General features: G+C 61.5%; 21 protein-coding genes and 1 pseudogene. 4 read left to right on the forward strand and 18 right to left on the reverse strand.

What is annotated here, in order from left to right:
• Window positions 1-48: 48 nt before the first annotated feature.
• Both RAE19_RS13660 and RAE19_RS13665 read right to left on the reverse strand, forming a co-directional pair.
• The gene (locus RAE19_RS13660) at window positions 49-255 is read right to left on the reverse strand and encodes a DUF3460 family protein (RefSeq protein ID WP_313875406.1); all 207 of its coding nucleotides are present in this window, start codon (window positions 253-255) and stop codon (window positions 49-51) included.
• A gap of 60 nt (window positions 256-315) precedes the next feature.
• Window positions 316-648: a hypothetical protein gene (locus RAE19_RS13665; RefSeq protein ID WP_313875407.1), complete on the reverse strand. Its 333-nt coding sequence runs from the start codon at window positions 646-648 to the stop codon at window positions 316-318.
• 97 nt (window positions 649-745) lie between these two features.
• On the opposite strand from RAE19_RS13665, the gene nadC reads away from it, so the two are divergent.
• The gene (gene nadC, locus RAE19_RS13670) at window positions 746-1,615 is read left to right on the forward strand and encodes a carboxylating nicotinate-nucleotide diphosphorylase (RefSeq protein ID WP_313875408.1); all 870 of its coding nucleotides are present in this window, start codon (window positions 746-748) and stop codon (window positions 1,613-1,615) included.
• Window positions 1,615-2,718: a quinolinate synthase NadA gene (nadA, locus tag RAE19_RS13675; RefSeq protein ID WP_313875409.1), complete on the forward strand. Its 1,104-nt coding sequence runs from the start codon at window positions 1,615-1,617 to the stop codon at window positions 2,716-2,718. Before nadC ends, nadA begins: the two co-directional genes overlap by 1 nt.
• 18 nt (window positions 2,719-2,736) lie before the next feature.
• Here nadA and rbsD read toward each other — a convergent pair whose 3' ends face one another.
• The 6 genes and pseudogenes from rbsD to RAE19_RS13705 all read right to left on the reverse strand — a co-directional run bounded on the left by rbsD (window position 2,737) and on the right by RAE19_RS13705 (window position 8,787).
• Window positions 2,737-3,141, reverse strand: a complete 405-nt coding sequence (gene rbsD, locus RAE19_RS13680; RefSeq protein ID WP_313875410.1) for a D-ribose pyranase — start codon at window positions 3,139-3,141, stop codon at window positions 2,737-2,739.
• Entirely contained in the window at window positions 3,138-4,097 is a 960-nt protein-coding gene (locus tag RAE19_RS13685; RefSeq protein WP_313875411.1) for a ribokinase, read from the reverse strand. The genes rbsD and RAE19_RS13685 overlap by 4 nt, the downstream gene beginning before the upstream one ends.
• On the reverse strand, window positions 4,097-5,122 hold the full coding sequence (locus RAE19_RS13690; protein ID WP_313875412.1) for a LacI family DNA-binding transcriptional regulator: 1,026 nt from the start codon (window positions 5,120-5,122) through the stop codon (window positions 4,097-4,099). The genes RAE19_RS13685 and RAE19_RS13690 overlap by 1 nt, the downstream gene beginning before the upstream one ends.
• A gap of 15 nt (window positions 5,123-5,137) precedes the next feature.
• Entirely contained in the window at window positions 5,138-6,112 is a 975-nt protein-coding gene (locus RAE19_RS13695) for an ABC transporter permease (RefSeq protein ID WP_313875413.1), read from the reverse strand.
• A gap of 36 nt (window positions 6,113-6,148) precedes the next feature.
• A complete protein-coding gene (locus RAE19_RS13700; protein ID WP_313875414.1) occupies window positions 6,149-7,726 on the reverse strand; it encodes a sugar ABC transporter ATP-binding protein in 1,578 nt (525 codons plus the stop codon).
• Window positions 7,727-7,834: 108 nt separating this feature from the next.
• Window positions 7,835-8,787, reverse strand: a pseudogene (locus RAE19_RS13705) (sugar ABC transporter substrate-binding protein).
• Between the two features lie 313 nt (window positions 8,788-9,100).
• Between RAE19_RS13705 and RAE19_RS13710 the strand changes: the two are divergent.
• Entirely contained in the window at window positions 9,101-10,684 is a 1,584-nt protein-coding gene (locus RAE19_RS13710) for a methyl-accepting chemotaxis protein (protein ID WP_313875415.1), read from the forward strand.
• On the opposite strand, the gene chrA is transcribed toward RAE19_RS13710, so the two are convergent.
• The 8 genes from chrA to RAE19_RS13750 all read right to left on the reverse strand — a co-directional run bounded on the left by chrA (window position 10,662) and on the right by RAE19_RS13750 (window position 19,551).
• Window positions 10,662-12,020, reverse strand: coding sequence for a chromate efflux transporter (chrA, locus tag RAE19_RS13715; RefSeq protein ID WP_313875416.1), 1,359 nt, complete (start codon window positions 12,018-12,020; stop codon window positions 10,662-10,664). The two genes, RAE19_RS13710 and chrA, sit on opposite strands and share 23 nt — an antisense overlap.
• A 139-nt stretch (window positions 12,021-12,159) precedes the next feature.
• Window positions 12,160-13,671, reverse strand: coding sequence for a tripartite tricarboxylate transporter permease (locus tag RAE19_RS13720; protein ID WP_313875417.1), 1,512 nt, complete (start codon window positions 13,669-13,671; stop codon window positions 12,160-12,162).
• 34 nt (window positions 13,672-13,705) lie between these two features.
• Entirely contained in the window at window positions 13,706-14,194 is a 489-nt protein-coding gene (locus tag RAE19_RS13725) for a tripartite tricarboxylate transporter TctB family protein (RefSeq protein ID WP_313875418.1), read from the reverse strand.
• 39 nt (window positions 14,195-14,233) lie between these two features.
• Entirely contained in the window at window positions 14,234-15,583 is a 1,350-nt protein-coding gene (locus tag RAE19_RS13730) for a class-II fumarase/aspartase family protein (RefSeq protein ID WP_313875419.1), read from the reverse strand.
• A 48-nt stretch (window positions 15,584-15,631) separates the two neighbouring features.
• Window positions 15,632-16,486 carry an HpcH/HpaI aldolase/citrate lyase family protein gene (locus tag RAE19_RS13735; RefSeq protein WP_313875420.1) on the reverse strand — a complete coding sequence of 285 codons (855 nt, stop codon included), beginning with the start codon at window positions 16,484-16,486 and terminating at the stop codon, window positions 15,632-15,634.
• 7 nt (window positions 16,487-16,493) lie between these two features.
• Window positions 16,494-17,675, reverse strand: a complete 1,182-nt coding sequence (locus RAE19_RS13740; RefSeq protein ID WP_313875421.1) for a CaiB/BaiF CoA transferase family protein — start codon at window positions 17,673-17,675, stop codon at window positions 16,494-16,496.
• A 26-nt stretch (window positions 17,676-17,701) separates the two neighbouring features.
• The gene (locus RAE19_RS13745) at window positions 17,702-18,559 is read right to left on the reverse strand and encodes an FAS1-like dehydratase domain-containing protein (protein WP_313875422.1); all 858 of its coding nucleotides are present in this window, start codon (window positions 18,557-18,559) and stop codon (window positions 17,702-17,704) included.
• Window positions 18,560-18,576: 17 nt separating this feature from the next.
• Window positions 18,577-19,551, reverse strand: coding sequence for a Bug family tripartite tricarboxylate transporter substrate binding protein (locus RAE19_RS13750; protein WP_313875423.1), 975 nt, complete (start codon window positions 19,549-19,551; stop codon window positions 18,577-18,579).
• A gap of 83 nt (window positions 19,552-19,634) precedes the next feature.
• Between RAE19_RS13750 and RAE19_RS13755 the strand changes: the two genes are divergently transcribed.
• A complete protein-coding gene (locus RAE19_RS13755) occupies window positions 19,635-20,549 on the forward strand; it encodes a LysR family transcriptional regulator (RefSeq protein ID WP_313875424.1) in 915 nt (304 codons plus the stop codon).
• On the opposite strand, the gene nadB is transcribed toward RAE19_RS13755, so the two are convergent.
• Window positions 20,539-22,152, reverse strand: a complete 1,614-nt coding sequence (nadB, locus tag RAE19_RS13760; protein ID WP_313875425.1) for an L-aspartate oxidase — start codon at window positions 22,150-22,152, stop codon at window positions 20,539-20,541. The two genes, RAE19_RS13755 and nadB, sit on opposite strands and share 11 nt — an antisense overlap.
• A 37-nt stretch (window positions 22,153-22,189) precedes the next feature.
• A complete protein-coding gene (locus RAE19_RS13765) occupies window positions 22,190-23,863 on the reverse strand; it encodes a SulP family inorganic anion transporter (protein ID WP_313875426.1) in 1,674 nt (557 codons plus the stop codon).
• Window positions 23,864-23,867: the final 4 nt, after the last annotated feature.

Consider the following 23,867-nt stretch of genomic DNA (forward strand, 5'->3'; position numbering starts at 1 on the left):
AGGAGCTGCTGGCGCAGATAAAACGTGCGCTAGAGGCTGATTGGACTCTTAATCGTGCTTGGTCTGGTAGACGTAGGGCTTTTGCGCGACCTGGGCGCTGCGGAAGCCTTTCCAGGCCATGCGGTCCACGACTTTGTCCCACAACAGGGAGCGGCCCTTGCGCTGCTCGGCTTCCAGCGTGGGTTTGGCGACCTTGAGTTGGTCGATGAACTGGGTGGCTTCAGAGCGGTAATCGGGGCGGCGGAAGATGTTCATGGCGGGATCCTTAATGGCGGCATTTTAACGGCAGGGACGCCAGACTCCGGCGAGCGGCCCTTACTGGGTGGTCCACACTTGATCCGCGTGGGGGTGCGGAGCCAATGGTTGCGGGAGGGTGCGCTGGTTCATGCTGCTCTCCACCACCATGGTGTGCGCAAACATGGTGGGTTGCATATCGTAAGCACTCGCTAGTCTGAGAGCACTGCGCCGGCGCACCCGCAGGACCACCAAGCCGATGGCCAGAGCAAACGCGACCGCGATCAAGGCCCAATGCAGTTCACTCAGGCCCCACACCACGCCGGCAAGTCCCGTTTGGCCTGTTTGGGCGAAAACTTTGGCATGCCCAAAGACAGAGGCGGCAGCGAAAAGGGCATTAAATCGGGGAGTCATGCAGGTTTTCCAAAAGGCCGAGTGCGAAGGGGTGGCATTTTGGCACGCTTGTCCCCCTGACCATCTAGCGCAAGGGTGGCCGGTTATCCTTCGGTGTATGAGCACTTTTGATCTTTCCTCCGCAGACATCGCTGCCCTGGCGCAGTCTGATGTGGCTCGCGCCTTGTCTGAAGACGTGGGCGCCGGCGACCTGACCGCCTCTTTGATTGACCCCACTCGCCGGGCCCGAGCGCGGGTGTTGGCCCGCGAGTCGGCCGTCATTTGCGGCGAGCCCTGGGCCACTGCAGCCGTGCGGGCGCTGGATCCGTCGGCCGCCCTCATCTGGCATGTGCGCGAAGGCCAACGCTGCCAGCAAGACCAAGTGTTGCTGGAGATTGAGGGCAACGCCCAAGCCTTGCTGACAGCTGAGCGCACCGCGTTGAACTTTTTGCAGCTGCTGAGCGCGGTGGCCACTAAAACTTCCACCTTTGTGGAAGCAGTGAATGAAGTGCCCGGTAATCGTGCTGCCATCGTGGACACCCGCAAGACCATTCCCGGCCTGCGGCTAGCGCAGAAATACGCCGTTAAAACGGGTGGCGGTACCAACCACCGCATCGGCCTGCACGACGCGGTGCTGATCAAAGAAAACCACATCGCCGCCGCCGGTGGCGTGACCGCCGCGCTGCAACGCGCTACCCAATTCGCCGCCACTGCCAAGTTCATTGAGGTGGAGGTCGAAACGTTGGAGCAACTGCGCGAAGCGCTCGACTGCGGCGCCAAGATGGTGCTGCTGGACAACATGACGCTGGCTCAATTGATGCAGGCGGTAGCCATCAATGCCGGACGCGCTATTTTGGAAGTCTCCGGCGGTGTGAACCTGGATACGGTGCGGGCGATTGCCTCTACCGGTGTGGACCGCATCTCCATCGGCGCGCTGACCAAAGACGTCAAGGCCACCGACTTCTCCATGCGATTTGAGGACCTGTGATGAGCGCCAGTGATGTGATCGACGTGGAGTACGAGCAACCGGCCTGCTCCACCAAGCATGCCTGGGCCCGTGTGCCTGTGGAGCCCACCCCGATGGAGCGCACCGCGCTCAAAGACAAGATCAAGCGCCTGCTGAAAGAAAAGAACGCGGTCATGGTGTCGCACTATTACGTGCACCCTGATTTGCAGGATCTGGCCGAAGAGACCGGCGGCCTGGTGAGCGATTCGCTGGAGATGGCCCGCTTCGGCCGGGACCACAGCGCACAAACGCTGGTGGTGTCGGGCGTGAAGTTCATGGGCGAGACCAGCAAGATTCTGTCGCCGCACAAGACAGTGCTCATGCCCGACCTGGATGCGACCTGCTCGCTGGACCTGGGCTGCCCCATCAGCGAATTCAACGCGTTTTGCGACGCGCACCCCGACCGCACTGTGGTGGTCTACGCCAACACCAGCGCTGCCGTGAAGGCGCGTGCCGATTGGCTGGTGACCAGCAGCTGTGCGCTGGACATCGTGAAAGCGCTCAAAGACAAGGGCCAGAAGATTCTGTGGGCGCCCGACAAACACTTGGGCGGCTACATCCAGCGCGAAACCGGCGCCGACATGGTGTTTTGGGAAGGCGCCTGTATCGTTCACGACGAGTTCAAGGCTTTTGAGCTGGAAGCGCTGATCCAAGAGCACCCGAAAGCCAAAGTGCTGGTGCACCCCGAGTCGCCCCAAGACGTAGTGGCCCTGGCCCACGCCGTGGGTTCGACCAGCGCCATCCTCAAGGCCGCGCAGACGCTGGACGCCGATACCTTCATCGTGGCCACTGACAACGGCATGCTGCACAAGCTGCGCACGCTCAACCCGACCAAAACCTTCATTGAGGCCCCTACCGCTGGCAACAGCGCTACCTGCAAAAGCTGCGCGCATTGCCCCTGGATGGCCATGAATGGCTTGGCCGGCGTCGCGCGCGTGTTGGAGCATGGCCTGAATGAAGTCCATGTGGATCACCAACTGATTGACCGCGCCCGTTTGCCGATTGACCGCATGCTGGCGTTCACCGCGGCGCTGAAGAACGGTCAGCCTGTGGGTGGCTTGATTCCGAATATCGGTGCGGCCTGAGGTCGGGCCTGTAGTGCGCTAAAAAGTCACGCCCGACACCAGCACCATGTTGGCGTAGGGCGTGCATTCCCCGGTGCGAATGACCGCACGTGCACGTTGGCAGAGCGATTTCAGTTCGGCATGGCTGATGGTTTGGATATCAAATCCGGTACGGTTTGCACACCAGACAGGCAGCGCTTTGTCGTCACCCTGCAAGGCTTCGTGGGCGATGTAGGCGTGCTCCACCTGCAGCTCCGACAAGACCGCGGTCAGCGTTTGGTCCAGTGAGGGGACGCCGGGGCACAAGGCCAAGTCAATCCGCTGTGGCGCGCCTGGGCCTGTCGGAATCGGCAAGCCCGCATCGCCCACGACCACCATGTCACCGTGTCCCATGCTGGCCACCAGCATCGAGATCTCTGCATTCAACAACACACTTCGTTTCATAAATTTTGCCAATGGGGCGCAGTCAAAGCGACCTCGGTTTGAGTCCGGCTAGGGATGGATGTTTGCGCGCCCGCAGTTTGTACACACAAGCTGGCCGCAGTCATGCCCTGGTGCACGCAATCCGCAAATTGCAGACCCCTAGCCCACGCAGCCACCAAGGCGCCCAAAAATGTATCGCCCGCTGCGGTGGTGTCGACCACGTCGACCCGGGCTGCGGGGTGGTAGGTCACCGCGTCACCGTCCGCAGCGATTGCGCCTGCGCCGCCCAAGGTCAGCACCACCCGGCGGATACCCCACTGCTGAAAATGCCGAATGGCTTGCACTGCGGCATCGTGGCTGGCACCTACATCCAGCCCGCACAAGGCGAGCGCCTCGCTCTCGTTGAGTACCAGCAGGTCCACCAGCGCCCACAAGGCTCCGGGCACCGCTTCTGGCACCGGCGAGGGATTCAGCACCACCAGGCAACCGCTGGCCCGCGCCCATTGGGCGGCCTTGAGCACCTCCTGCACCGGCGACTCGAGCTGCAGCACCAAGGCATAAGCGCCACGCAAGACAGGCGCAAGGCCCGTGGCATTCCAGCGGAACGCCTGGTTGGCGCCACCCGCCACCACAATGCGGTTCTGCCCTGAGGCCTCCACCAGCACCAGCGCTACGCCAGTGGGCTGGTGTGGGTTGGTCTCCACTGCCAGGGTATCGATGCCGTCGGCTTGCAAACTGTCCAGTAGCGCGATCCCGTGGGCATCAGCGCCTACGCTGCCGACCATGCGCACACGGGCGCCTTGCCGGGCACACGCCACGGCTTGGTTGGCGCCTTTGCCCCCGGGGGAGTAGCGCAGCGCATGGGCCATGACGGTTTCACCGGCCACAGGCGCGTCGCTCACATCGACACACATGTCCATGTTCAGGCTCCCTAGGCAGACGACGATCGGGGGCTCACTTTGCATATCGACCTGCATTACGCCACCCTCTGCGGGGTCCGCGGTGCCGGCCCGGACGAAGCGCGCACCACCAGCGTTGGCTGCAACAAGACTTGCCGCGATTGCTCCCGTTTGCTTTGGATGCGCTCGAGCAGCATGTCCACCGCCATGACACCCATGCGGTGCTTGGGTTGCACGACGGTGGTGAGTGCGGGGCTGGTGAAATGGGCCAACTCTATATCGTCGAAGCCGACCAGCGACATGTCTTGCGGAATACGGACGCCGGCTTCATGCGCGGCACTCAGGGCACCAATGCCCATCAGGTCGTTACACACAAACACAGCGGTCGGCTTGACCGGGGACTGGAGCACCTGTTTCATGGTGTCACAGCCGCCCTGGCTGGTGAAGTCACTGTGCCAGACCAGCTGATCGGCGTCTGCTGCAGCGCCGGCTTTGGCAAGCGCATTGCGCCAGCCTTGAATACGCTGTGCGCTGGAGTTCAGGTCCTCAGGACCCGCGATACACGCGATCCGCGTGTGCCCTAAGGCCAGCAGGTGTTCGGTGGCCAGCATGGCGCCTTGCATGTGCGCAGTTTCAACCAGGTCGCATTGCACATGGCTGATTTCGCGGTCGAGCAGCACGGCCGGGATCGTCAGCCCTTGTACCAAAGCCAGCAACTCGCTGTCGTTGCCGGTGGAGATGATGATGAGCCCGTCGATCCGCTTCTCGCTCAGCACTTGCAGATACACGCTTTGCCGGTGTGGCTCGTCATCGGTGTTGCACAGAATCAGGGTGTAGCCTGCGCCAAAACAATGGTCCTCCACACTGCGCACAATTTCTGCAAAGTAGGGGTTGGTGCAGTTGGGAATCAACATGCCCAGTGTTTTGGTGGAGTTGCTTTTCAGGCTGCGGGCCACGGCGCTGGGCACATAGCCCAAATTGCGGATGGCTTCTTCCACCTGCTTGCGTGCGGACTCGCTGACAAAGCGGGTGCCATTCACCACATGCGAAACGGTGCTGATGGACACGTTGGCCCTGCGGGCCACGTCTTTGATGGACGACATGGTGGTGGGCTTGCTCTAGTGGCTGGAGGAACGGCGCTGACGTAGCGTGTCAATAATAACGGCCACCACAATGACGCAGCCTGTCACGATGCGCTTGCTGGGGTCGCTGACACCCACCTGCGCCAAACCGGCTTCCAGCACCGCAATGATGAGTACGCCAAACAAGGTGCTGATGACCGAGCCACGCCCACCCATCAGGCTGGTGCCGCCGATCACTACCGACGCAATCACTTGCAGCTCAATGCCCGAACCGGCGTTCGGGTCCGCCGCCTCCAGGCGAGCGGCTTGCATCAGCCCGGCCAAGCCAGCCAACACGCCTGTCATGGCAAACACGGCCACCCGGATCGGGCTGGGGTTAATGCCTGCCAAGCGCATGGCCTCTTCATTCGTGCCAATACCGACCACATAGCGGCCAAACACGGTGCGCGACAGCACCACTTGCGCCACGATGACCAGTGCAATCGCAATAAAAAACGCGGCAGAGACACCGGCCACCCAGGGCTTTGCCAGCTCGGAGATGGCGCCGCCCACATACTGGGTGCGCGAGTCCGTCATCACATAGGCGCCGCCGCGTACGGCTTCGAGCATGCCCAAGGAAACGATAAACGACGGCAAGCGCCACGCCACCGAGATCAGCCCGGTGACCGCGCCGCAGGTCAGCCCCACCAGTAAGCCCAATGCAGACGCAGGCAAGGGGCCCCAGTGCCACACCAGAATGGCATTGGCGGTGGCCGCTGCAGACAGCGCCAGCACCGAGCCCACAGACAAATCGATGCCGGCAATGATCAACACAAACGTCATGCCGATGGACATCACCAACAGGGCCGGAATCTCGTTGGCAATCGCCACAAAAGTGGCCTTGCTCCAGAAATAGTCACTCAGGGTGGAGAACAAAATCACCATGCCGATCAGCACGGCACACAGGCCCAGGTAGGTGCCCATGGCGCTGCGCGAAGTCGCAGTGTTTGGAGGAGTGGAGGCGGTTGTCATATCGTGAGGGGGTAGGGGGTGAGGGGTTGGCGCTCGTTAGGCGCAGACGGCGGCTTCTGGGGTATCCGCTCCGGTCTCGCTGAAGGCAGCATCGAGCAGCGACTTCTCGCTCCATTGGCCGCGCTCCAGCACGGTGACCAAGCGCCCATGGCTCATGACGCCGATGCGGTCGCACATCTGCATCAGCTCCCGCAAATCGCTGGAGACCATCAGCACCGCTTTCTGGGCCTGGGTCATGGCTTCGATTTCCGCGTAAATGTCTGCGCGTGCGCCCACATCCACGCCGCGGGTGGGTTCGTCCAGCAAAAGCACTTCGCAATTCTTGTGCAACCAGCGCGCAAAAATGACTTTTTGCTGGTTGCCGCCGCTCAAGGTGCCCACCGCTTGGTCCACCGAATGGCTGCGCACCCGCAGGCGCTTCACCATGTCCGAGGCCAGGGTGCGCTCCTTCCACAGGTGCAGCCACCCCCGGCGAGACACGGTGTTCAATGCTCCTAGCGAGGTATTGACCGCAATTGACTGTGTGAGCAACAGGCCCTGTGATTTGCGGTCTTCCGTCACCAAACCAATGCCTGCCGCAATGGCCGCCTGCGGCGAGCGCCAGCCGGGCGCCCGCACTTGGAGGGCTGGCCTATGGGCATTGGCAGCCAAGGTGATGTCACCCGTGTCCGCGCGGTCTGCTCCAAAGAGCAGACGCACCAGCTCGGTCCGGCCACTGCCCACCAAGCCGGCCAGGCCAAACACCTCGCCCGCGTGCAGATCCAGGCTGACCGATTTCACGGCCGTGCCGCGCCCCAGGCTTTGGGCCTTGAGCAAACAGGGCCCTTGGGGGCGCCGTGGCTTTTGCATGTCCTGCTCCACGGCCCGCCCTACCATGAGGGCGATGATGTCGTCTTCGGTTACCTCGTGCATGGGGCAGGTTCTGACCAGCACCCCATCGCGCAACACCGCCAGGGTGTCGGCAATTTTGCGCAACTCCTCCAGCCGGTGCGATACATAAATAATGGCCACGCCCTGCGCCTTGAGGCGTTCAATTTGGGCAAACAAATGTTGTGTTTCCCGCGGCGTCAGCATGGCCGTGGGTTCATCCAGAATCAGAATCTTGGTGCCGTCCTGGAGGTTGCGGGCAATCTCCACCATTTGTTGCTGGCCGATACCCAGCTCTGAGACCAGGCAATCGGGCGCAATGCCCTGAATACCAATTTTTGCCAGCTGCTGGCTGGCCGCTTGGTGGAGTGCTTTGCGGTCAATCCAGTGGGCGCACCAGCGCCCGCGGTTCGGCAAGGCGTCGATCAACAGGTTTTCTGCCACTGTCAGGGTGGAGACCAGACTCAGCTCCTGCATCACCATGCGCACGCCTGCGGCTTCGGCCTCACGGCGATTTATGGGTGCGAAGCGGTGGCCGGCCAAGTGCATCGTGCCCGCGGTGGCATCGACCAGACCCGCCACGATTTTGGACATGGTGCTTTTGCCCGCACCGTTTTCTCCGGTCAGCGCCAACACCTCGCCGGGACGCAAGCTTAGGCTCACCCCGCTGAGCACATTGCTCGCATAGCGCTTGGTGATGCCCTCCACCGTGAAGATGGGAGCGCCTTGTAGTCCGGGGGCTGTCATGGCTGTGCCTTGCTGAAATGGGAGGTACTTAAAGTGTGACGATGGATCCCCGATCGGCCAGCGCCTTGGCGCGTGCCGATCGGGGTGTGCCCTCAAAGGGCCGTCAATTTACTTGCTGGCTTTGGTGACCAGCACCACATCGGTCTGGATGGCAGCAGGCATGTCGGCTTGCTTTTTCTTCTCGGCCAGTGCCTTCAGTGCAATTTCGATACCGAATACCGCTTGCTTCGCACCAAACTGGTCGGCAGTCGCCAGCATGCGGCCATCGGCCAACATAGGCTTGACGGCACCGATGTTGTCGTAGCCCACAACCTTGACCTGGCCTTCTTTGCCAGCGGCCTTGACGGCAGCCACTGCACCCAGCGCCATGTTGTCATTGCCGACCAACAGGCCCTTCAAGTCGGGGTGCTCACGCAGCATGCCGGACGCCACGGTGTTGCCCTTGTCGATTTCCCAGTTGCCGGACTGCACGCCCACCACGGTGGCGCCCACAGCCTTCATGGCGTCCTGGTAGCCCAGGGTGCGCTGCTGCGCATTGAAGGTGGTGGATACACCTTCGATGATGCCGACCTTGTCACCCGCCTTCAGGCCCTTGCCCAGGAAGTCGCCCACCAGCTTGGCGCCGGCACGGTTGTCAGGACCTGCGAAGGGAATTTGGAGGCCCTTTTCTTTTTGGGCAGCAGCGTCTAGCTGGTTGTCGATGTTGACGACCAAGATGCCCGCATCGATAGCCGTCTTGAGCACGGGCACCAGGGCCTTGGAATCAGCAGGCGCAATCACAATCGCGTCCACCTTCTGGGCCATCATTTGTTCGATCATGCGGATTTGGGCCGCAGTGTCGGTTTCGTTCTTGATGCCGTTGGACACCAGGCTGTACTTGGCCGCGTTGGTCTTGGCATGGGCCTTTGCGCCGTCTTCCATGGTGCGGAAAAATTCATTGGCCAGTGACTTCATCACCAAGGCGACCTTGGGTTTGTCGGCGGCCAGGGCGGGGGCTGCAAAAAACCCGCCATCAGGCTCAAAGCCAGGGTGGTTTGTACGGTACGGCGATTCAATTTCATGGTCTATCTCCTCTGAGTTGTTAACTTTTCATGCGTAGCAGAAAGGAACGCTGGAGGTCCCATGGCCTCGCCAAAGTACGTTTCTGCTCCTAAATGCTAACGTAGCAAACGTTTGCGCAAACGTTTTTCTCATTGGGAGAAACCCTAGATGTGTGCAAAGCGCATCTCGCCCGAAAAGGCAAACCGCTCATCGACTGAGCCGCCGCTCCCCTTCAAAACCCCTAGATGTAACAACGTCATAAAACCTTCACAAACTAGTCATTCAATCGGCTTTGCCCACCCCGTCCGGGGTGTTTGTTTCCCAGAGGTTGTCATGCGCGTGTCCACCCGGCTGTTTGTGTTGGTTGCCAGTCTGGCGGCTTTGTTATTGGTGATTGGTGGCTTTGGTGTCTACGGTGCAAGGCAGTCCAACGACGCCTTGCGCTCGGTGTACCAAGAGCGCACCGTGCCTGCGGTGACGCTGGGGCAAATAGATGCCCTGACCTTCAGCAGCCGTATGCATGTGGCACAGGCCTTGGCAAACCCCTTGCCGGATGTGATTGCCTCCAGCGTCAAAGAGATCGCCGCCAACCAAAAGCAGATTGCTGAAACCTGGGCGCAGTACCGCGAGCATCCGCTCGAGGGTGAGGCCGAAACACTGGCCGCTGACTGGGAGAAATCCTTCAAAGCCTATGACGAACAAGGCCTCAAGCCCGCAGTGACGGCCTTGCTAGAGAACGACATCACCACCGCGCAAGCCGCCATGGTGGAGAAGATGACGCCCTTGTCTGCGCCCGTGAACCGCAGCATTCAGGCGCTGCAACAACTCCAGATCGAGGGGGCTAAAACCGAGTTTGAGGCTGCGGGCGGCCGTTACCGCACCCAGTGGTGGGGCAGTGTGGGCCTGATCGGTTTCGGGCTGCTCTGCGCCATCACGTTTGGTTGGAGCACAGTGCGCAACATCACCGCGCAACTGGGCTGCGAGCCGGCGCAAGCCAACGAGGTCGCGCAGCGCCTGAGTGCGGGTGACTTCGGCGCGGATTTGCGTACCGCTGCCGCACCTCACAGCCTGATGGCGCAGCTGGGCGAAATGCAACACAGCCTGAGCGCAGTGGTGGCGCGCGTGCGGCACTCGTCTGAGGCGGTGTCGGGCGCGAGTGTGGAAATCGCCTCGGGCAACCACGACCTCTCCAGCCGCACCGAACAGCAGGCCGGCGCCATTCAGCAGACTGCCGCCTCTATGGAGGCACTGGGTGACACGGTGCGGGTGAACGCCCAACGCGCCGCCCGTGCCGATGCGCTGGCCCGTACGGCCTCAGACGCCGCCAGCCAAGGGGGCGAAGTGGTCGCCAATGTGGTGAGCACCATGCAAGAGATCAACGACAGTTCGCGCCGCATTGTGGACATCATCAGCGTGATTGACGGCATTGCGTTTCAGACCAACATCCTGGCGCTGAACGCCGCGGTGGAGGCTGCGCGCGCAGGTGAGCAAGGGCGAGGGTTCGCGGTGGTGGCCTCCGAGGTGCGCTCGCTGGCCGGGCGCTCGGCGGCTGCGGCCAAAGAAGTCAAAAGCCTGATCGACGCGAGCCTGGAGCGGGTGGAGCGCGGCAATGCGCTGGTGGCTAAAGCCGGGCAATCGATGTCGCAGGTGGTGGGCTCGATCCGCCATGTGACCGACATCATGGGCGAGATCAGCGCCGCCAGTTCCGAGCAGAGCACTGGCGTGCAGCAGGTGGGGCAAGCGATTGCGCTCATTGACCAGACCACGCAGCAAAATGCCGCCATGGTGGAAGAGATTGCCGCAGCCGCCAGCGGCCTGCGGCACGAGGCGCAGCAGTTGGTGGAGTCGGTGGCCTTCTTCAAGCTGGGCCACCAGAGCCCGGCGCTGCAGGCGCCTACAGTGCTCGCACTGCGCTAAGTGCCAGGCCTATCAGGGCGCAGGCGGCAAGCACCTGCATCACGCTGCGTTGGTATTTGAAAAGCGCCACGCCCGCGGCGATGGCAATGGCGGCAGACACTGCGTCAAACGGGCCGGCAAAACCTTGCGGCCACAGCAGGTGGTAGCCGAAGAACAGCGCCAAGTTCAAGATCACACCCACCACGGCAGCGGTAATGGCAGTGAGCGGTGCGGTGAAGCTCAGCTTGTTGTGCGTGGTTTCTACCAACGGGCCGCCGGCCAGAATGAACACAAACGAGGGCAAAAAGGTGAACCAGGTCACCAGCGTGGCTGCTACGGCGCCCGCCAAAAACAGCTGGTCGGGCCCGAACACCGCTTTCACATAGCCGCCCACAAAACCCACAAAGGCCACCACCATGATCAGCGGGCCCGGCGTGGTTTCACCCAGGGCCAGACCATCCATCATCTGAGTGGGGGTGAGCCAGCCGTAGTGGCCTACCGCACCCTGAAACACATAGGGCAACACCGCATAAGCGCCGCCAAAGGTGAGCAACGCGGCCTTGGTAAAAAACCAGCCCATTTGGGTGAGCGTGTGGTCCCAGCCGAACTGCAGGGTCAGCCAGCCCATGGGCAGTGCCCACAGCGCGGCACCACTTGCTACCACCACGCCGAGCCGGCTCCAACGAAAGAGCGCGTGTGCCGGTGTGGGGGTGTTGTCATCAATCAGCGCCTGGCCCTGGCTGGCCTCGGCAGCGCCGTGCCCGCCGCCCAGCTGAAACCACTGCGGCGCCCAGCGCCCGCCCGCCCAGCCGATGGTAGCCGCAGAGAGCACGATGAGCGGGAAGGGCAGCTGCAAGGCAAAGATGGCCACAAACGATGCAGCTGCAATCGCCCAGAGTGCGCCGTTTCTAAGCGCGCGCGAGCCGATGCGGTGGGCCGCTTGCACCACGATGGCCGTCACCGCGGGTTTGATGCCATAGAAGATGCCTGCCACCCAGGCCACGTCGCCATACGCGATGTACACCCACGACAGACCCACCAGGATGAGCAGCGACGGCAGCACAAACAAGCCACCCGCCACCACGCCGCCCCAGGTGCGGTGCATGAGCCAGCCGATGTAGGTGGCCAGTTGCTGCGCCTCCGGGCCGGGCAGCACCATGCAGTAGTTCAAGGCGTGCAAAAAGCGCTTCTCGGAAATCCATCGCCGCCGCTCCACAAGCTCCTGGTGCATCATGGCGATCTGGCCTGCGGGCCCGCCAAAGCTCACACAACCCAGCTTCCACCAGAACAGCAATGCCTGCCAGAACGACACCGCCTGGGGCGCCTTAGGGGCTGGGGTAGAGGGTGTTATTGGCATCAGGGCTTCGACTTGCAGGGGGATGGCATTGGGGTGCTAGTTTAAGTTGTTTAAGTTTATGGTTTTAAATAAAAAGAGCTGCTAGCGCAGGTAATGTATGCGCTAGCAGCTCCTAATTTCATAGCGTTGCAGCCGGGAATCAATCCTCCACAAACGCCTCTTCCCGCTTAGCCTTGATAGAAGGCAGCATCACCACCACCAAGAGAGCGAGCGCCGCCAGCAACAGGCTCGCAGACAGCGGCCGCGTCACAAACACACTCCAGTCCCCACGGCTGAGCAACAGTGCCCGGCGCAAGTACTCCTCCATCATCGGCCCCAGAATGAAACCTAGAAGCAGCGGTGCAGGCTCCGTACCCAGCTTGATGAACAAATACCCGATCACCCCGAAGATCGCCACCATCCAGATATCGAAGGTGTTGTTGTTGGTCGAATACACCCCGATCGCACAGAACAACACGATAGAAGGGAACAACCAGCGGTAAGGCACCGACAAGAGCTTGATCCAGATACCGATCAAAGGCAGGTTCAGGATCACCAGCATCAGGTTACCGATCCACATCGAAGCAATCAAACCCCAGAAGAGTTCCGGATTGGCTGTCATCACCTGAGGGCCGGGCTGGATGTTGTGGATCGTCATCGCACCCACCATCAACGCCATCACTGCATTCGGTGGGATACCCAGGGTCAGGAGCGCGATGAAGGAAGTCTGGCTTCCAGCATTGTTCGCCGCTTCAGGAGCCGCCACACCGCGGATGTTGCCCTTGCCAAAAGGTACTTCACCGGGCTGGAGCTTGGTCTTGCGCTCCAGAGAATACGCCGCAAAAGCCGACATTACGGCGCCTCCGCCGGGCAAGATGCCTAGCGCCGAGCCCAGGGCTGTGCCACGCATTACTGCAGGCACCATGCGCCGGAAGTCTTCCTTAGTAGGCAGTAGGCCGGCCACCGATACGCTGAATATCTCGCGCTCGCTCTCATTCTTGGACAGGTTGCTGATGATCTCGCCGTAGCCGAACACGCCCATGGCGATCACGATGAAGCCGATACCGTCAGTCAGCTCCGGAATATCAAAGCTGTAACGGGCGACACCGGAGTTCACGTCGGTGCCGATCATGCCCATCAACAGACCCAACACGATCATGGCGACGGCTTTGAGCAGAGAGCCCGATGCCAGCACCACCGCACCGATCAAGCCCAGAATCATCAGGCTAAAGTATTCCGCCGGACCGAACTTGAAGGCCAGCTCGGTCAAGGGGCCTGCAAAGGCCGCAAGAATCAAAGTGCCTACGCAACCGGCAAAGAAAGAACCCAGGCCTGCGGCAGCCAGAGCGGGACCCGCCCTTCCGCTTCGCGCCATTTGGTAGCCGTCGATGGTGGTCACGACAGACGCGGATTCCCCCGGCAGGTTTACCAGGATGGCAGTAGTCGATCCGCCGTACTGGGCACCGTAATAGATACCGGCCAGCATGATCAATGCCGCTACCGGCGGGAGTGCATAGGTCGCTGGCAAGAGCATGGCGATAGTCGCCAAGGGGCCGATGCCGGGGAGTACCCCGATCAAAGTACCGAGCAAACAGCCGATGAAGGCATAAATCAGATTCTGGCCGGTGAAGGCCACGCCAAAGCCGAGGGCGAGGTTGTCAAAGAGTTCCATGGTGTGCAGTTCCTGTCGATGGTTCAGTCGTGGCTTAAGCGGTGAAGTAAGCAGGCCAGACCGGGAACTGCAGTTTGAGGAGAACGATGAAGGCGACGTAGCTCAGGAGCGCAAGGATGGTTGCAAGAACAGCGACTTCCTTGAACTTGTGTTCATCACCAGCGTGGCTGGCGATGTAGGTGAGCAGGTAGATACCGACGATCAGGCCCAGAGGTTTCAAGCCGATCATGGGCAGGCCGCCGATGCAGGCTCCGAACACCAGGTTGGCGCTGATGATGAAGAACAGGGGCTTCCAGGCGAATTTGCCTACCTTGTCGCCGTCTTCGGTTTCCACGACCAGCGAGGTGAAGGTGACTGCGATGCCAATGATGGCAAGGAGCACTCCGAGTACGAGGGGGAAGTAGCCCGGGCCCATCTTCGCACCGCTGCCCAGGCTGTACTGGGTGGCGCCGGCCGCAAAGCCGGCGCCCACCATCACGAACATCAGCCCTGAAAAGAAGTCCTTTTGACTTTTGATTCTCACGTTATGTCTCACTCTTTATTTTTGGAAACGTGAAAATTCTTAGCCCTTCAAAGAGTTCAGCACCCGGTCGACCATCACGCCGGCTTGGCCGAGGTTGTTCATCGGATCGCAGAAGCCCTCCAGCTGTTCGCGGGTGACGTGTTTGTTGATCTCAGGGTGCTCAGCCAGCAGCTCAATCAGGTGGCGCTTCTGTTTGAGGGCTTCTCGGCAGATGTCATAGACCAAGTCATGCGCATATTCACGGCCGATGTAGGGGCCCATGCCCATCATCACGGCTTCGGACATCACGAGGCCATGGGTCATGTCGATGTTGCTGCGCATCTGGGCGGCGTCCACTTCCAGGCCGGCCAGAATGAACTTGGTTTGCTTGAGTGCGCCGGACATCAGGCAGAAGATCTCAGGCATGGCCACCCATTCAATTTCCCAAGGGCCGGTGGAACGCTCGTGGTCGGCCACCATGGCATCCATCAGGGACGCGGCCAGTTGGCGCACCACCGAGATGTTGGCGTGGATGTACAGGCAGGAAATCGGGTTGCGCTTTTGCGGCATGGTGGAGGACGAGCCGCGGCCGGGGGCATAGGGCTCGAACACTTCAGCCACTTCGGTTTGCATGAGCAGTTTGACGTCCATGGCGATCTTGCCCAGCGAGCCACCCACGATACCGAGGAAGGCGCCCACTTCTGCAAAGTTGTCACGCACGGTGTGCCATGAGATCAGTGGTTGGCCGAGGCCCAGTTCTTTCATCAGGCCGGCCTGGGTTTCCATGGCGCCGGTTTCCAGCGAAGACAAGGTGCCCGATGCGCCGCCGAACTCGCCAACCAACACGCGGGGCTTGAGTTGTTCCAAGCGTTCGCGGTGACGCTCGATGCCCGCGAGGATGCTGGCCATTTTGTAGCCGAAGGTGATGGGGGTGGCTTGTTGCAGGTTGCTGCGGCCGATGATGGGGGTGTCGCGGTGGGCTTTGGCCAGCTTGGCCAGCGAGCCCGAGATATCTTTCAAGTCGGCTTCGACCAAGGCCAAAGCTTCACGGATCTGCAGCACGGCGGCTGTGTCGGTGATGTCTTGGGTAGTTGCGCCCCAGTGGCAGTATTCGCCCAGCTTGTCGCGGCAGTTGGCGTTGATCTGGTTGACCACCGCAATGATGGGGTAGCCGATTTGCTCGGTTTTGGCCTTGAGCTTGACCCAGTCGATTTGGCTGGGTTCGCAGTTCTTCACGATTTCGTCCGCTGCTTCTTTGGGGATGATGCCCAGCTCGCCTTGCACTTTGGCCAAGGCACGCTCGATGTCGAGGTACTTGGCCGTGCGGTTTTCGTCCGACCAGACTTGGCGCATCGCGGCGTCGCTGAACATGTCGGTGAAGATCTTGGAGTCGATGATGGTGGAAGACATTTTGTTATTCCTTCTGTTGAGACGTAATGAATAGGGTTTGGGGCGGCTTCAGGCGGCCGCTTGTGAAAACTGTTGGAGGTTCAGGATGCGTTGGGCGCGCAGGTAGACAGGTTTGTCCACCATCTTTCCCTGCACCTGGAGCGCCCCCGTGGGGCCATTGCCTGTGTGAGCCGCATCCCAGGCGGTGACCACTTCGTGCGCCCAATCGACCTCCGCAGGCAGCGGAGCCAAGGCACGGCGAACGCCTGCTATTTGGGCGGGGTGGATGCACATCTTGGCGCCGAACCCTAGGCGCATGGCGTCCTGCATATCGGCTTGGGTGTGCTCGGCCAGTACCGAGGGCGTAACGCCTGCCACCGGTGCGGCGAGCCCTGCGGCCCGCGAGGCCAACACCAGCTGAGAGGCGGCCAGCGTGAGCGTGGGGCTGTCTGCGGGGATGTTCAGATCCACCATCAGATCCAGCGCGCCCAGCGCGAGCCGGGTGACCGATGCGTGGCTAGCGATGGATGGGCAGGCGGCGATGCCGGCTGCAGTTTCCACCAAGGCCAGCAACTCTGTGTCAGCTTGCATGACACCACGAACGTTTTGCAAGTCTTCAGCGCGTTCTGCTTTGGCGAGCATGACGCCGCAGGCCGGCAAGGTGCGCAGCAGGGCCAGGTCGTCAGCAAAGAAGTCGCTGCGAGCGTCGTTGATGCGCACCATCAGCCGCTGCGGGGGCAAGTTGGTGGAGGCGGCGTGCATCCAGGAGTGGATTGCCTGCCGCGCTGCAGCTTTGTCCGCAGGCGCAACCGCATCTTCCAGATCCAGGATGACGCGCTCGGCATCGCTTGCTGCCGCTTTGGCGAAGCGCTCCGGGCGATTACCCGGAACGAAGAGGTAGGTGTAGGGGGCCAGCGTGCTCATGCGGCGCTCACACTGCGGCTTCGGTGCGCAGGGCGTCTATCTGTGCTGCGCTGTAGCCCAGGCTGCCAAGAATGGCGCCGGTGTGCTCGCCCAATGCAGGCACCGGGTCCATGCGGGCAGCGCCGTGTTGCCAACTGCCGGGTGGTATCAGGGCCGGCACAGTGCCTTTGGCGGTTTCAACCGTCGTCCAGCGCTGGCGGGCTTTGAGCTGAGGGTGCTCCCACACTTCGGCCATGGTGTTGACTTGTGCATTGGCGATGCCGGCTTCTTCCAAGCGCTGCGCCACATCAGCGGCGGAGAGGCTGGAGAACGCCTGCAGAATTAAGGCAGACAGTTCCGCCCGCTGTGCACTGCGCTTGCCATTGCTGGAGAAGCGTTCTTCGCTGGCGAGTTGGGGTTGCAGCAAAACCTTGTCGCAGAAGATCTTCCACTCCCGTTCGTTTTGCAGTCCCAGCATGACGGTTTTGCCATCTCCGGCAGCAAAAGGGCCATAGGGGTAAATGGTGGCGTGGCTGGCACCGGTGCGCGCAGGAGGAGTCGCACCTTCGAAAGCGTAGTACAGCGGGTAGTTCATCCACTCGCCCAGAGCCTCGAGCATGGAAATGTCGATGCGCTGTCCCTGGCCGGTTTGCTGGCGGTGCATCAGTGCGGCCAGGATGTTGGTGTAGGCATACATGCCGGCGGCAATATCGGCAATGGATGGGCCGGCTTTGGACGGTGTATCCGGCGTACCGGTCACGGAGACGAAGCCGGCTTCGCTCTGGATCAACAGGTCATAAGCCTTCTTGTCACGGTAAGGGCCGTCGCTGCCGTAGCCGGAGATATCGCAGACGATGATGCCAGGCTTGACCTTGGAGAGCGCCTCATACGACAAGCCCAGTCGTGCGGCGGCGCCCGGTGCCAGGTTCTGCACCACGACGTCCGCCTCTTCAACGATCAGGCGCATCAGGATTTTTTGCGCTTCATCGTGTTTGACGTCCAGGGTCAAGCTCTCTTTGGAGCGGTTGGTCCAGACAAAGTGTGAGGCCAAGCCGCGTACACGCTCGTCGTAACCCCGGGCAAAGTCGCCGGTGCCGGGGCGTTCAATCTTGATGACACGGGCACCCATGTCGGCCAGCTGGCGGGTGGCAAAGGGCGCTGCAATGGCGTGTTCCAGCGTGACAACGGTAATGCCTTTGAGAGGTTGCATAGCGATGAGATAGAGGGATCAGGGTTTCAGGCAAGCGTGGCAGTGGCATCCATGGTCAGAAACCCTTCGTGGTCTCTGCCCCAGAGGCGCACCGTCTTGCCATCTGCAGACGGCTCTCCGTGTACGGAGAAAGGGTGGATGTCAAACGTGGGCCGCACAGCCTTGAATTCAAAATGGCGCACCACGGCATCGGGCTTGTTGCTGCGTAACAGGTCCATCAGCAAAGTGGCAATCAGGGGGCCATGAACGATAAGGCCGGGGTAGCCCTCGACTTCGGTGACGTATTTGCGGTCATAGTGAATGCGGTGGCCGTTGAATGTCAGCGCCGAGTAGCGGAACAAGAGCACGTCGTCGGGCACGATGTGGCGCTCCCATGCAAATGCGGTCGGCGCAGCTGTAGGCGCGGGCACCACGTCATCCGGCTTGGGGGCATCGCGGTACACGATGTTGTGGTGTTCGGTGAGGGCGGGATGCCCCTCGCTATTGCGGCTGATCTCGTGGCGCACTTTCACGAAAATCAGGTTGCCTGTGCGGCCTGATTTCTCCTTCACGTCCATGATGGTGGACTTACGTCGCAGGGAGTCACCAAGACGCAAGGGTTGGTGAAAGGTGAAGTCGCTGCCCGCCCACATGCGGCGGGGTAGGGGCACGGGGGGCAAAAAGCTGCCACGTTTGGCGTGCCCGTCCGCTCCGATTTCCGATTGTGCGTACATCGGCAGGAAATACATCCAGTGCCAGAGGTACGGCAGAGGCGTTCCTTTAGGGGGGCGTTGTCCTGCCAAGGGTGCAGGCCAGTCGAGGGTGGCTGACATCGCTGCGTAGGGCGTCGCAGTGGCGATGTCGTCCACAGTTTCGCTGCGGCCGATCCAGTCTTGCAAATTCATGCTGCGTGCTCCCCGGCTCAATCGATTTGAATCTTGGCCGCGGTCACCACCGCTTTCCAATGGGCGGCTTCTTTCTTGACGAATGCTTTAAGCTGGTCAGGGGTGCCTGTCTCGACCTCTGCGCCCTGGTCTTCGATCTTCTTCTCGGTTGCTTTGTCGGTCAGGATGGCGTTCATTTCCTTGTTCAACTTGTCAATGACGGACTTGGGCGTCTTGGCGGGCGCAAACATTGCGTACCACTGCGACATGTTGACGTTGGCAATGCCTTGCTCAGCCAGCGTGGGCAATTCGGGCATCACGATGGAGCGCTTCTCGCCGGCAATGCCCAGTGCTCGCAGCTTGCCGCCTTTGACCTGCGGGTAGGCAGTAAACATGCTGGGGAACATGAGCTGGGTACTGCCCGCAATGGTGTCCACCACGGCGGGTGCAGAGCCCTTGTAAGGAATGCCCTGCATTTCCAAAGCAGCGGACATCCGGAACAGCTCGCCGGCAATGTGGGGGGCAGTGCCATTTCCCGCGCTGGCGTAGTTGAAAGTGTTGGGTTTGGCTTTGATCAGCTGGACCAGCTCTTTCGCATTTTTGGCAGGCACGTTGTTGTTCACCACCAGCACGGTGGGAGAGGCGGCAATCATGCCGATGGGCTCGAAGTCAGTGACCGGGTCGTACTTCAGCTTTTGCAGGGCCGGGTTGATGCCATGGGTGGCGATGTAGCCCAGCATGATGGTGTAGCCGTCAGGTGCAGCTTTGGCCACATGTTCAGAGGCAATGGCGCCGCCGGCACCAGCCTTGTTTTCTACCACAACGGATTGGCCGAGTTTGGCACTGAGGCCTTGGCCGATGATTCGCGCAATCGCGTCATTGGCGCCGCCAGCAGCCGTCGGGACCACGATGGTGATGGTCTTTTCAGGCCATGCCTGAGCGAGTGCCTGTGATAGCGGGGTAAACAGCGCGCCAATGGCAACCGTGGCGGTGAGCAAGTTCTTCAAGGGCATAACCGTGTCTCCTGATTGTTGTAAGCCGGATGTTGCGCTGTTGCCGTTCATTTGTGAATTGCAACTTTTGCTAGCATTAGTGCATGGCACGCATCAATTTTGATTTACAGCAACTGCAGGCTTTTGTGGCCGTGGCGGAGCGAGGCAGCTTCCGCGCTGCGGCAGACGAGATTCATTTGTCGTCTCCGGCGTTGAGCCGGCGTATCGAGCGGCTGGAGTCCATCCTGGGCGCCAAGCTGTTTAACCGCACCACCCGCGATGTGAAGCTGACGCCGCTGGGGCGCACTTTTCTCGAGCGCGCCCGCGCGGCACTGGACGACTTGGAAGCGGCCATGCTCGGCATCTCTGACATTGCGGGAAGCCGTATTGGGCGGGTGACTGTGGCCTGTGTGCCCTCAGCAGCGCTGCACTTTTTGCCCTCGGTGGTCAGTTCCTTCAGCGACAAGTTTCCGAAGATCCGCATCCGCTTGATGGATGAGGCCGCCGGCCAAGTGGTGGCCAGTGTGTTGGCGGGCGAGTGCGACTTCGGTATCGCCTTCATGGGCAACCAGGTGCCGGGGGTGGACTTCCTGCCGATTCATGATGACGAGTTTGTGCTGGCCATGCCCCGCGGGCATGCCATGGCCAAGCGCCGCTCTGTCGCATGGGCAGATTTGGCCGATGAAAAGTTGATTGCCGTCGCGCGCAGCAGCGGCAACCGTCAGCTGCTGGACGATGCCTTGGCCCGTGCCGGCTGTAACCCCTCTTACCGTTTTGAAGTCAGCCACATTGCCACGCTGTTGGGCATGGTGGAGGCGGGGTTGGGCATGGCGGCAGTGCCGCGGCTGGCGCTGCCCGCAAACCACCCTACCTTGGTGGGTGTGGCTTTACGGCAGCCAGCGGTGTCCCGGCAATTGGGGCTTACCACTTTGCATGGCGCTACCCTGAGTGCGCCCTCGCAGGTGTTTTACGAGCACCTGCGCGCGGCACTTCAGGCCAAGAAAAAGCCTAAGGCGTGAGCGTCGTTGGCACCGCCACATCCAGCATGCCGGGGTAGTCGCGGCTGAAGTGCAGTCCGCGGCTCTCGTGGCGGGCTTGGGCGCTTTTCACAATCAGGTCGGCGACCTGCACCAGGTTGCGTAGCTCCAGCAGGTCGCGGGTGACATGGAAGTGGGCATAGAACTCGGCAATCTCGTCTTGCAGCAGCGCGATGCGGTGGGCCGCGCGCTCCAGCCGTTTGTTGGTGCGCACGATGCCCACGTAGTCCCACATGAAACGGCGCAGCTCGTCCCAGTTGTGGGAGATGACCACGCTCTCGTCCGCATCGGTCACACGGCTGTCGTCCCAGGCGGGCAGTTGGCGCGGTGCTTCAGAGCTGCCATTGGCAAGCTCACTTGCTATCAAAGCAGTAGCGGATCGCGCAAACACCATGCACTCCACCAGCGAATTCGATGCCAAACGGTTCGCGCCGTGCAAGCCGGTGCAGGCGGTTTCGCCCACGGCATACAGGCCCTCGACATCGGTGCGGGCATCGAGGTCGGTGACCACGCCGCCGCAGGTGTAGTGGGCGGCCGGCACCACGGGGATGGGCTGCTTGGCCATGTCGATGCCCAGCTCCAGGCAGCGGGCGTAGATGTTGGGGAAGTGCTCTTGGATAAAGCTCAGGGGTTGGTGCGAGATGTCGAGGTACACGCAGTCAAAGCCACCTTTCTTCATCTCGAAGTCGATGGCGCGGGCCACCACGTCGCGCGGCGCCAGCTCGGCGCGCGGGTCATGTTTGGGCATGAAGCGCTCGCCGGTGGGCAGCAGCAGGCGGCCGCCTTCGCCACGCACCGCCTCGGTGATCAAAAAGCTCTTGGCGTGCGGGTGAAACAAGCAGGTGGGGTGGAACTGGATGAACTCCATGTTCTGCACCTGGCAGCCCGCGCGCCACGCGGCGGCAATACCGTCGCCAGTGGCCGTGTCGGGGTTGGTGGTGTAGAGATAGACCTTGCCGGCGCCGCCTGTAGCCAGGATGGTGTGGGGCGCCTGGAAGGTGAGCACTTCGTCAGTGTCGTCGTCCAGCGCGTACAGGCCCACGCAGCGGTTGGGGCCAGCCTGGCCCAGCTTGGTGGTAGTGATCAGGTCGACCAGCGTGTGGTGCTCAAACAGCGTCACGTTGGCGCTGGCCTTCACCTTCTCGATCAGGGTCTGTTGCACGGCTGCGCCGGTGGCATCGGTCACGTGGACGATGCGGCGCGCGCTGTGGCCGCCTTCGCGGGTGAGGTGCAGTTGGCCGGCGTGGCCCGCTTCTTCCGAAAACGGCACGCCCAGCTTTTGCAGCCAGGCGATGGATTGGGGCGCGTTTTCCACCACGAACTGCGTGGCTTTGAGGTCGCACAGGCCGGCACCGGCAATCAGCGTGTCGTCCACATGGGCGGCAAAGCTGTCGTCTTTGTCCCACACGGCGGCGATGCCGCCTTGGGCCCAGCCGCTGCTGCCTTCGCGCACCGCACGTTTGGTGAGGATGGCCACGCGGTACTGCTGCGAGAGCAGCAGCGCCGCGCTCAGGCCGGCGAGGCCGCTGCCAACGATGAGCACATCAAAGTGCAAGGGGGCGCTTGTTTTTGTTGTGGAGGTCATGCAAAAAGGGTCGGGAAAAATCAGGTTGTGGCAGACATCAGGCCGCTTGCGCATCATGCACCGCAAGTTCCAGCGCCTGCGCCAAAGTAGGGCTGAGGTTGGCCGGGCCCAGGGCCTCGGTAACGCCGCAGCGCAGCAGGATGTCTTGTGGCTGGAAGGCCAGCCCGCATGCAATCAGGCGCACACCCCGCTTGTGGCAGGTGCGCACCAAGTCCAGCACGGTGTCCGCGCCGGAGGAGTCGATGTAGAGCACGTTTTTGAAGTCCAGCACCAGTACACGGGCTGGCAGGTGGTCTTCGAGGTTTTCGATCAGCTTCACCGCGCCAAAGAAGATGGCGCCGTGCAATCGATGAGCTGCGATATCCCGTCCAAAATCAGCCAGCGGCGGGTAGTCCTGTGCGCTGAGTTGCTCGCAGCGGGAGAGGCTGGAGATGCGGTAGATGAAGGTCAGGCAGGCGGCGACCAGGCCTACTTCGACGGCCACGGTCAGGTCAAACACCACGGTGAGCAAGAACACTGCTAGCAGGGTCGCGCGGTAAGGCAGGCGGTATTGCCGCAGGTGCACAAATTCGCGCCACTCGCCCATGTTCCAGGCCACAAACATCAGGATGGCGGCCATGGCGGCCAGCGGAATGTTCTTGGCCAAGGGCGCTGTCACGAGCACCACCAGCAGCAGGGTGAGGGCGTGCACCATGCCAGCCACCGGGCTGCTGGCACCACTCTTGATGTTGGTGACCGTGCGGGCAATGGTGCCGGTGGCCGGCATACCCCCGAAAAAGGGGGTGACCAGGTTGGCAATGCCTTGGGCCATCAGCTCCTGATTGGGGTCGTGCCGGTCGCCGATCATGCCGTCAGCGACTCGGGCACAGAGCAGGGACTCAATGGCGCCGAGCATGGCCAGCGTGGTGGCAGGGATGAACAAAAAGCGCACGGTCTCCCAGCTGAAGTCGGGCAGGGCAAAGCCGGGTAATGCAGAGGGTACGCCGCCAAATCGGCTGCCGATGGTTTCTACTTCTAGGCCTGCCATGCCCACTACCAGCGTAGCCCCCACCAGTGCGACTACTGCGCCAGGCACCAGCACCAGCTTGGCAGCCCAGGCTTTGGATGGTGCTAGGCGTGCTAGACCGAACTGCCATGCCACGATGACCGCCAGACTCGCCAAAGCCAGCGCAGTTGCAGGCAGGTTGATGGAGGAGAGCGAAGCACCCAGCGTGTGCAGGATGCCGAAGAAGCTGCCCGGCATAGGGCCGGTGTTCAGGCCCAGAAAGTCTTTGACCTGCGAGAGCGCAATCAGCACCGCAATACCGTTGGTGAAGCCGATGACCACCGCAATCGGGATAAAGCGAACCAGCGTGCCCAGCCGGAAGAAACCGAAGGCGAACAACATCACACCGGACATGGCCGTGGCGATGACGAGGTTGGCATAGCCATAGCGCTCGACGATGCCGTACACAATGACGATGAATGCACCGGCCGGCCCGCCGATTTGCACCCGGCTGCCACCGAGCGCGGAGATCAGAAAGCCGGCAATGATGGCGGTGAACAGGCCTGCCTCGGGATTGAGGCCGCTGGCAATTGCAAAGGCCATGGCCAAGGGCAGCGCCACTACACCCACGGTAAGGCCGGCGCCTATGTCCCCTGCCAAGCGCTGCCGGTCGTAGCCCTGCAGGGCGTCCATCAGGCGCGGGTGAAAAAAGCGGGTTACAGCCATGCGG

Source organism: Rhodoferax potami, assembly GCF_032193805.1.
Taxonomy (GTDB): domain Bacteria; phylum Pseudomonadota; class Gammaproteobacteria; order Burkholderiales; family Burkholderiaceae_C; genus Allorhodoferax; species Allorhodoferax potami_A.

Excerpts from the sequence above, each read along its gene's own strand:
- RAE19_RS13720 (WP_313875417.1), bottom strand. The coding sequence starts at position 13,671 with ATGGAACTCTTTGACAACCTCGCCCTCGGCTTTGGCGTGGCCTTCACC.
- RAE19_RS13735 (WP_313875420.1), bottom strand. The coding sequence starts at position 16,486 with ATGAGCACGCTGGCCCCCTACACCTACCTCTTCGTTCCGGGTAATCGC.
- RAE19_RS13710 (WP_313875415.1), top strand. The coding sequence starts at position 9,101 with ATGCGCGTGTCCACCCGGCTGTTTGTGTTGGTTGCCAGTCTGGCGGCT.
- RAE19_RS13690 (WP_313875412.1), bottom strand. The coding sequence starts at position 5,122 with ATGTCGTCCATCAAAGACGTGGCCCGCAGGGCCAACGTGTCCATCAGC.
- RAE19_RS13660 (WP_313875406.1), bottom strand. The coding sequence starts at position 255 with ATGAACATCTTCCGCCGCCCCGATTACCGCTCTGAAGCCACCCAGTTC.
- nadB (WP_313875425.1), bottom strand. The coding sequence starts at position 22,152 with ATGACCTCCACAACAAAAACAAGCGCCCCCTTGCACTTTGATGTGCTC.
- RAE19_RS13700 (WP_313875414.1), bottom strand. The coding sequence starts at position 7,726 with ATGACAGCCCCCGGACTACAAGGCGCTCCCATCTTCACGGTGGAGGGC.
- RAE19_RS13765 (WP_313875426.1), bottom strand. The coding sequence starts at position 23,863 with ATGGCTGTAACCCGCTTTTTTCACCCGCGCCTGATGGACGCCCTGCAG.
- RAE19_RS13665 (WP_313875407.1), bottom strand. The coding sequence starts at position 648 with ATGACTCCCCGATTTAATGCCCTTTTCGCTGCCGCCTCTGTCTTTGGG.
- rbsD (WP_313875410.1), bottom strand. The coding sequence starts at position 3,141 with ATGAAACGAAGTGTGTTGTTGAATGCAGAGATCTCGATGCTGGTGGCC.
- nadA (WP_313875409.1), top strand. The coding sequence starts at position 1,615 with ATGAGCGCCAGTGATGTGATCGACGTGGAGTACGAGCAACCGGCCTGC.
- RAE19_RS13730 (WP_313875419.1), bottom strand. The coding sequence starts at position 15,583 with ATGTCTTCCACCATCATCGACTCCAAGATCTTCACCGACATGTTCAGC.
- RAE19_RS13685 (WP_313875411.1), bottom strand. The coding sequence starts at position 4,097 with ATGCAGGTCGATATGCAAAGTGAGCCCCCGATCGTCGTCTGCCTAGGG.
- nadC (WP_313875408.1), top strand. The coding sequence starts at position 746 with ATGAGCACTTTTGATCTTTCCTCCGCAGACATCGCTGCCCTGGCGCAG.
- chrA (WP_313875416.1), bottom strand. The coding sequence starts at position 12,020 with ATGCCAATAACACCCTCTACCCCAGCCCCTAAGGCGCCCCAGGCGGTG.
- RAE19_RS13740 (WP_313875421.1), bottom strand. The coding sequence starts at position 17,675 with ATGCAACCTCTCAAAGGCATTACCGTTGTCACGCTGGAACACGCCATT.
- RAE19_RS13745 (WP_313875422.1), bottom strand. The coding sequence starts at position 18,559 with ATGAATTTGCAAGACTGGATCGGCCGCAGCGAAACTGTGGACGACATC.
- RAE19_RS13755 (WP_313875424.1), top strand. The coding sequence starts at position 19,635 with ATGGCACGCATCAATTTTGATTTACAGCAACTGCAGGCTTTTGTGGCC.
- RAE19_RS13750 (WP_313875423.1), bottom strand. The coding sequence starts at position 19,551 with ATGCCCTTGAAGAACTTGCTCACCGCCACGGTTGCCATTGGCGCGCTG.
- RAE19_RS13695 (WP_313875413.1), bottom strand. The coding sequence starts at position 6,112 with ATGACAACCGCCTCCACTCCTCCAAACACTGCGACTTCGCGCAGCGCC.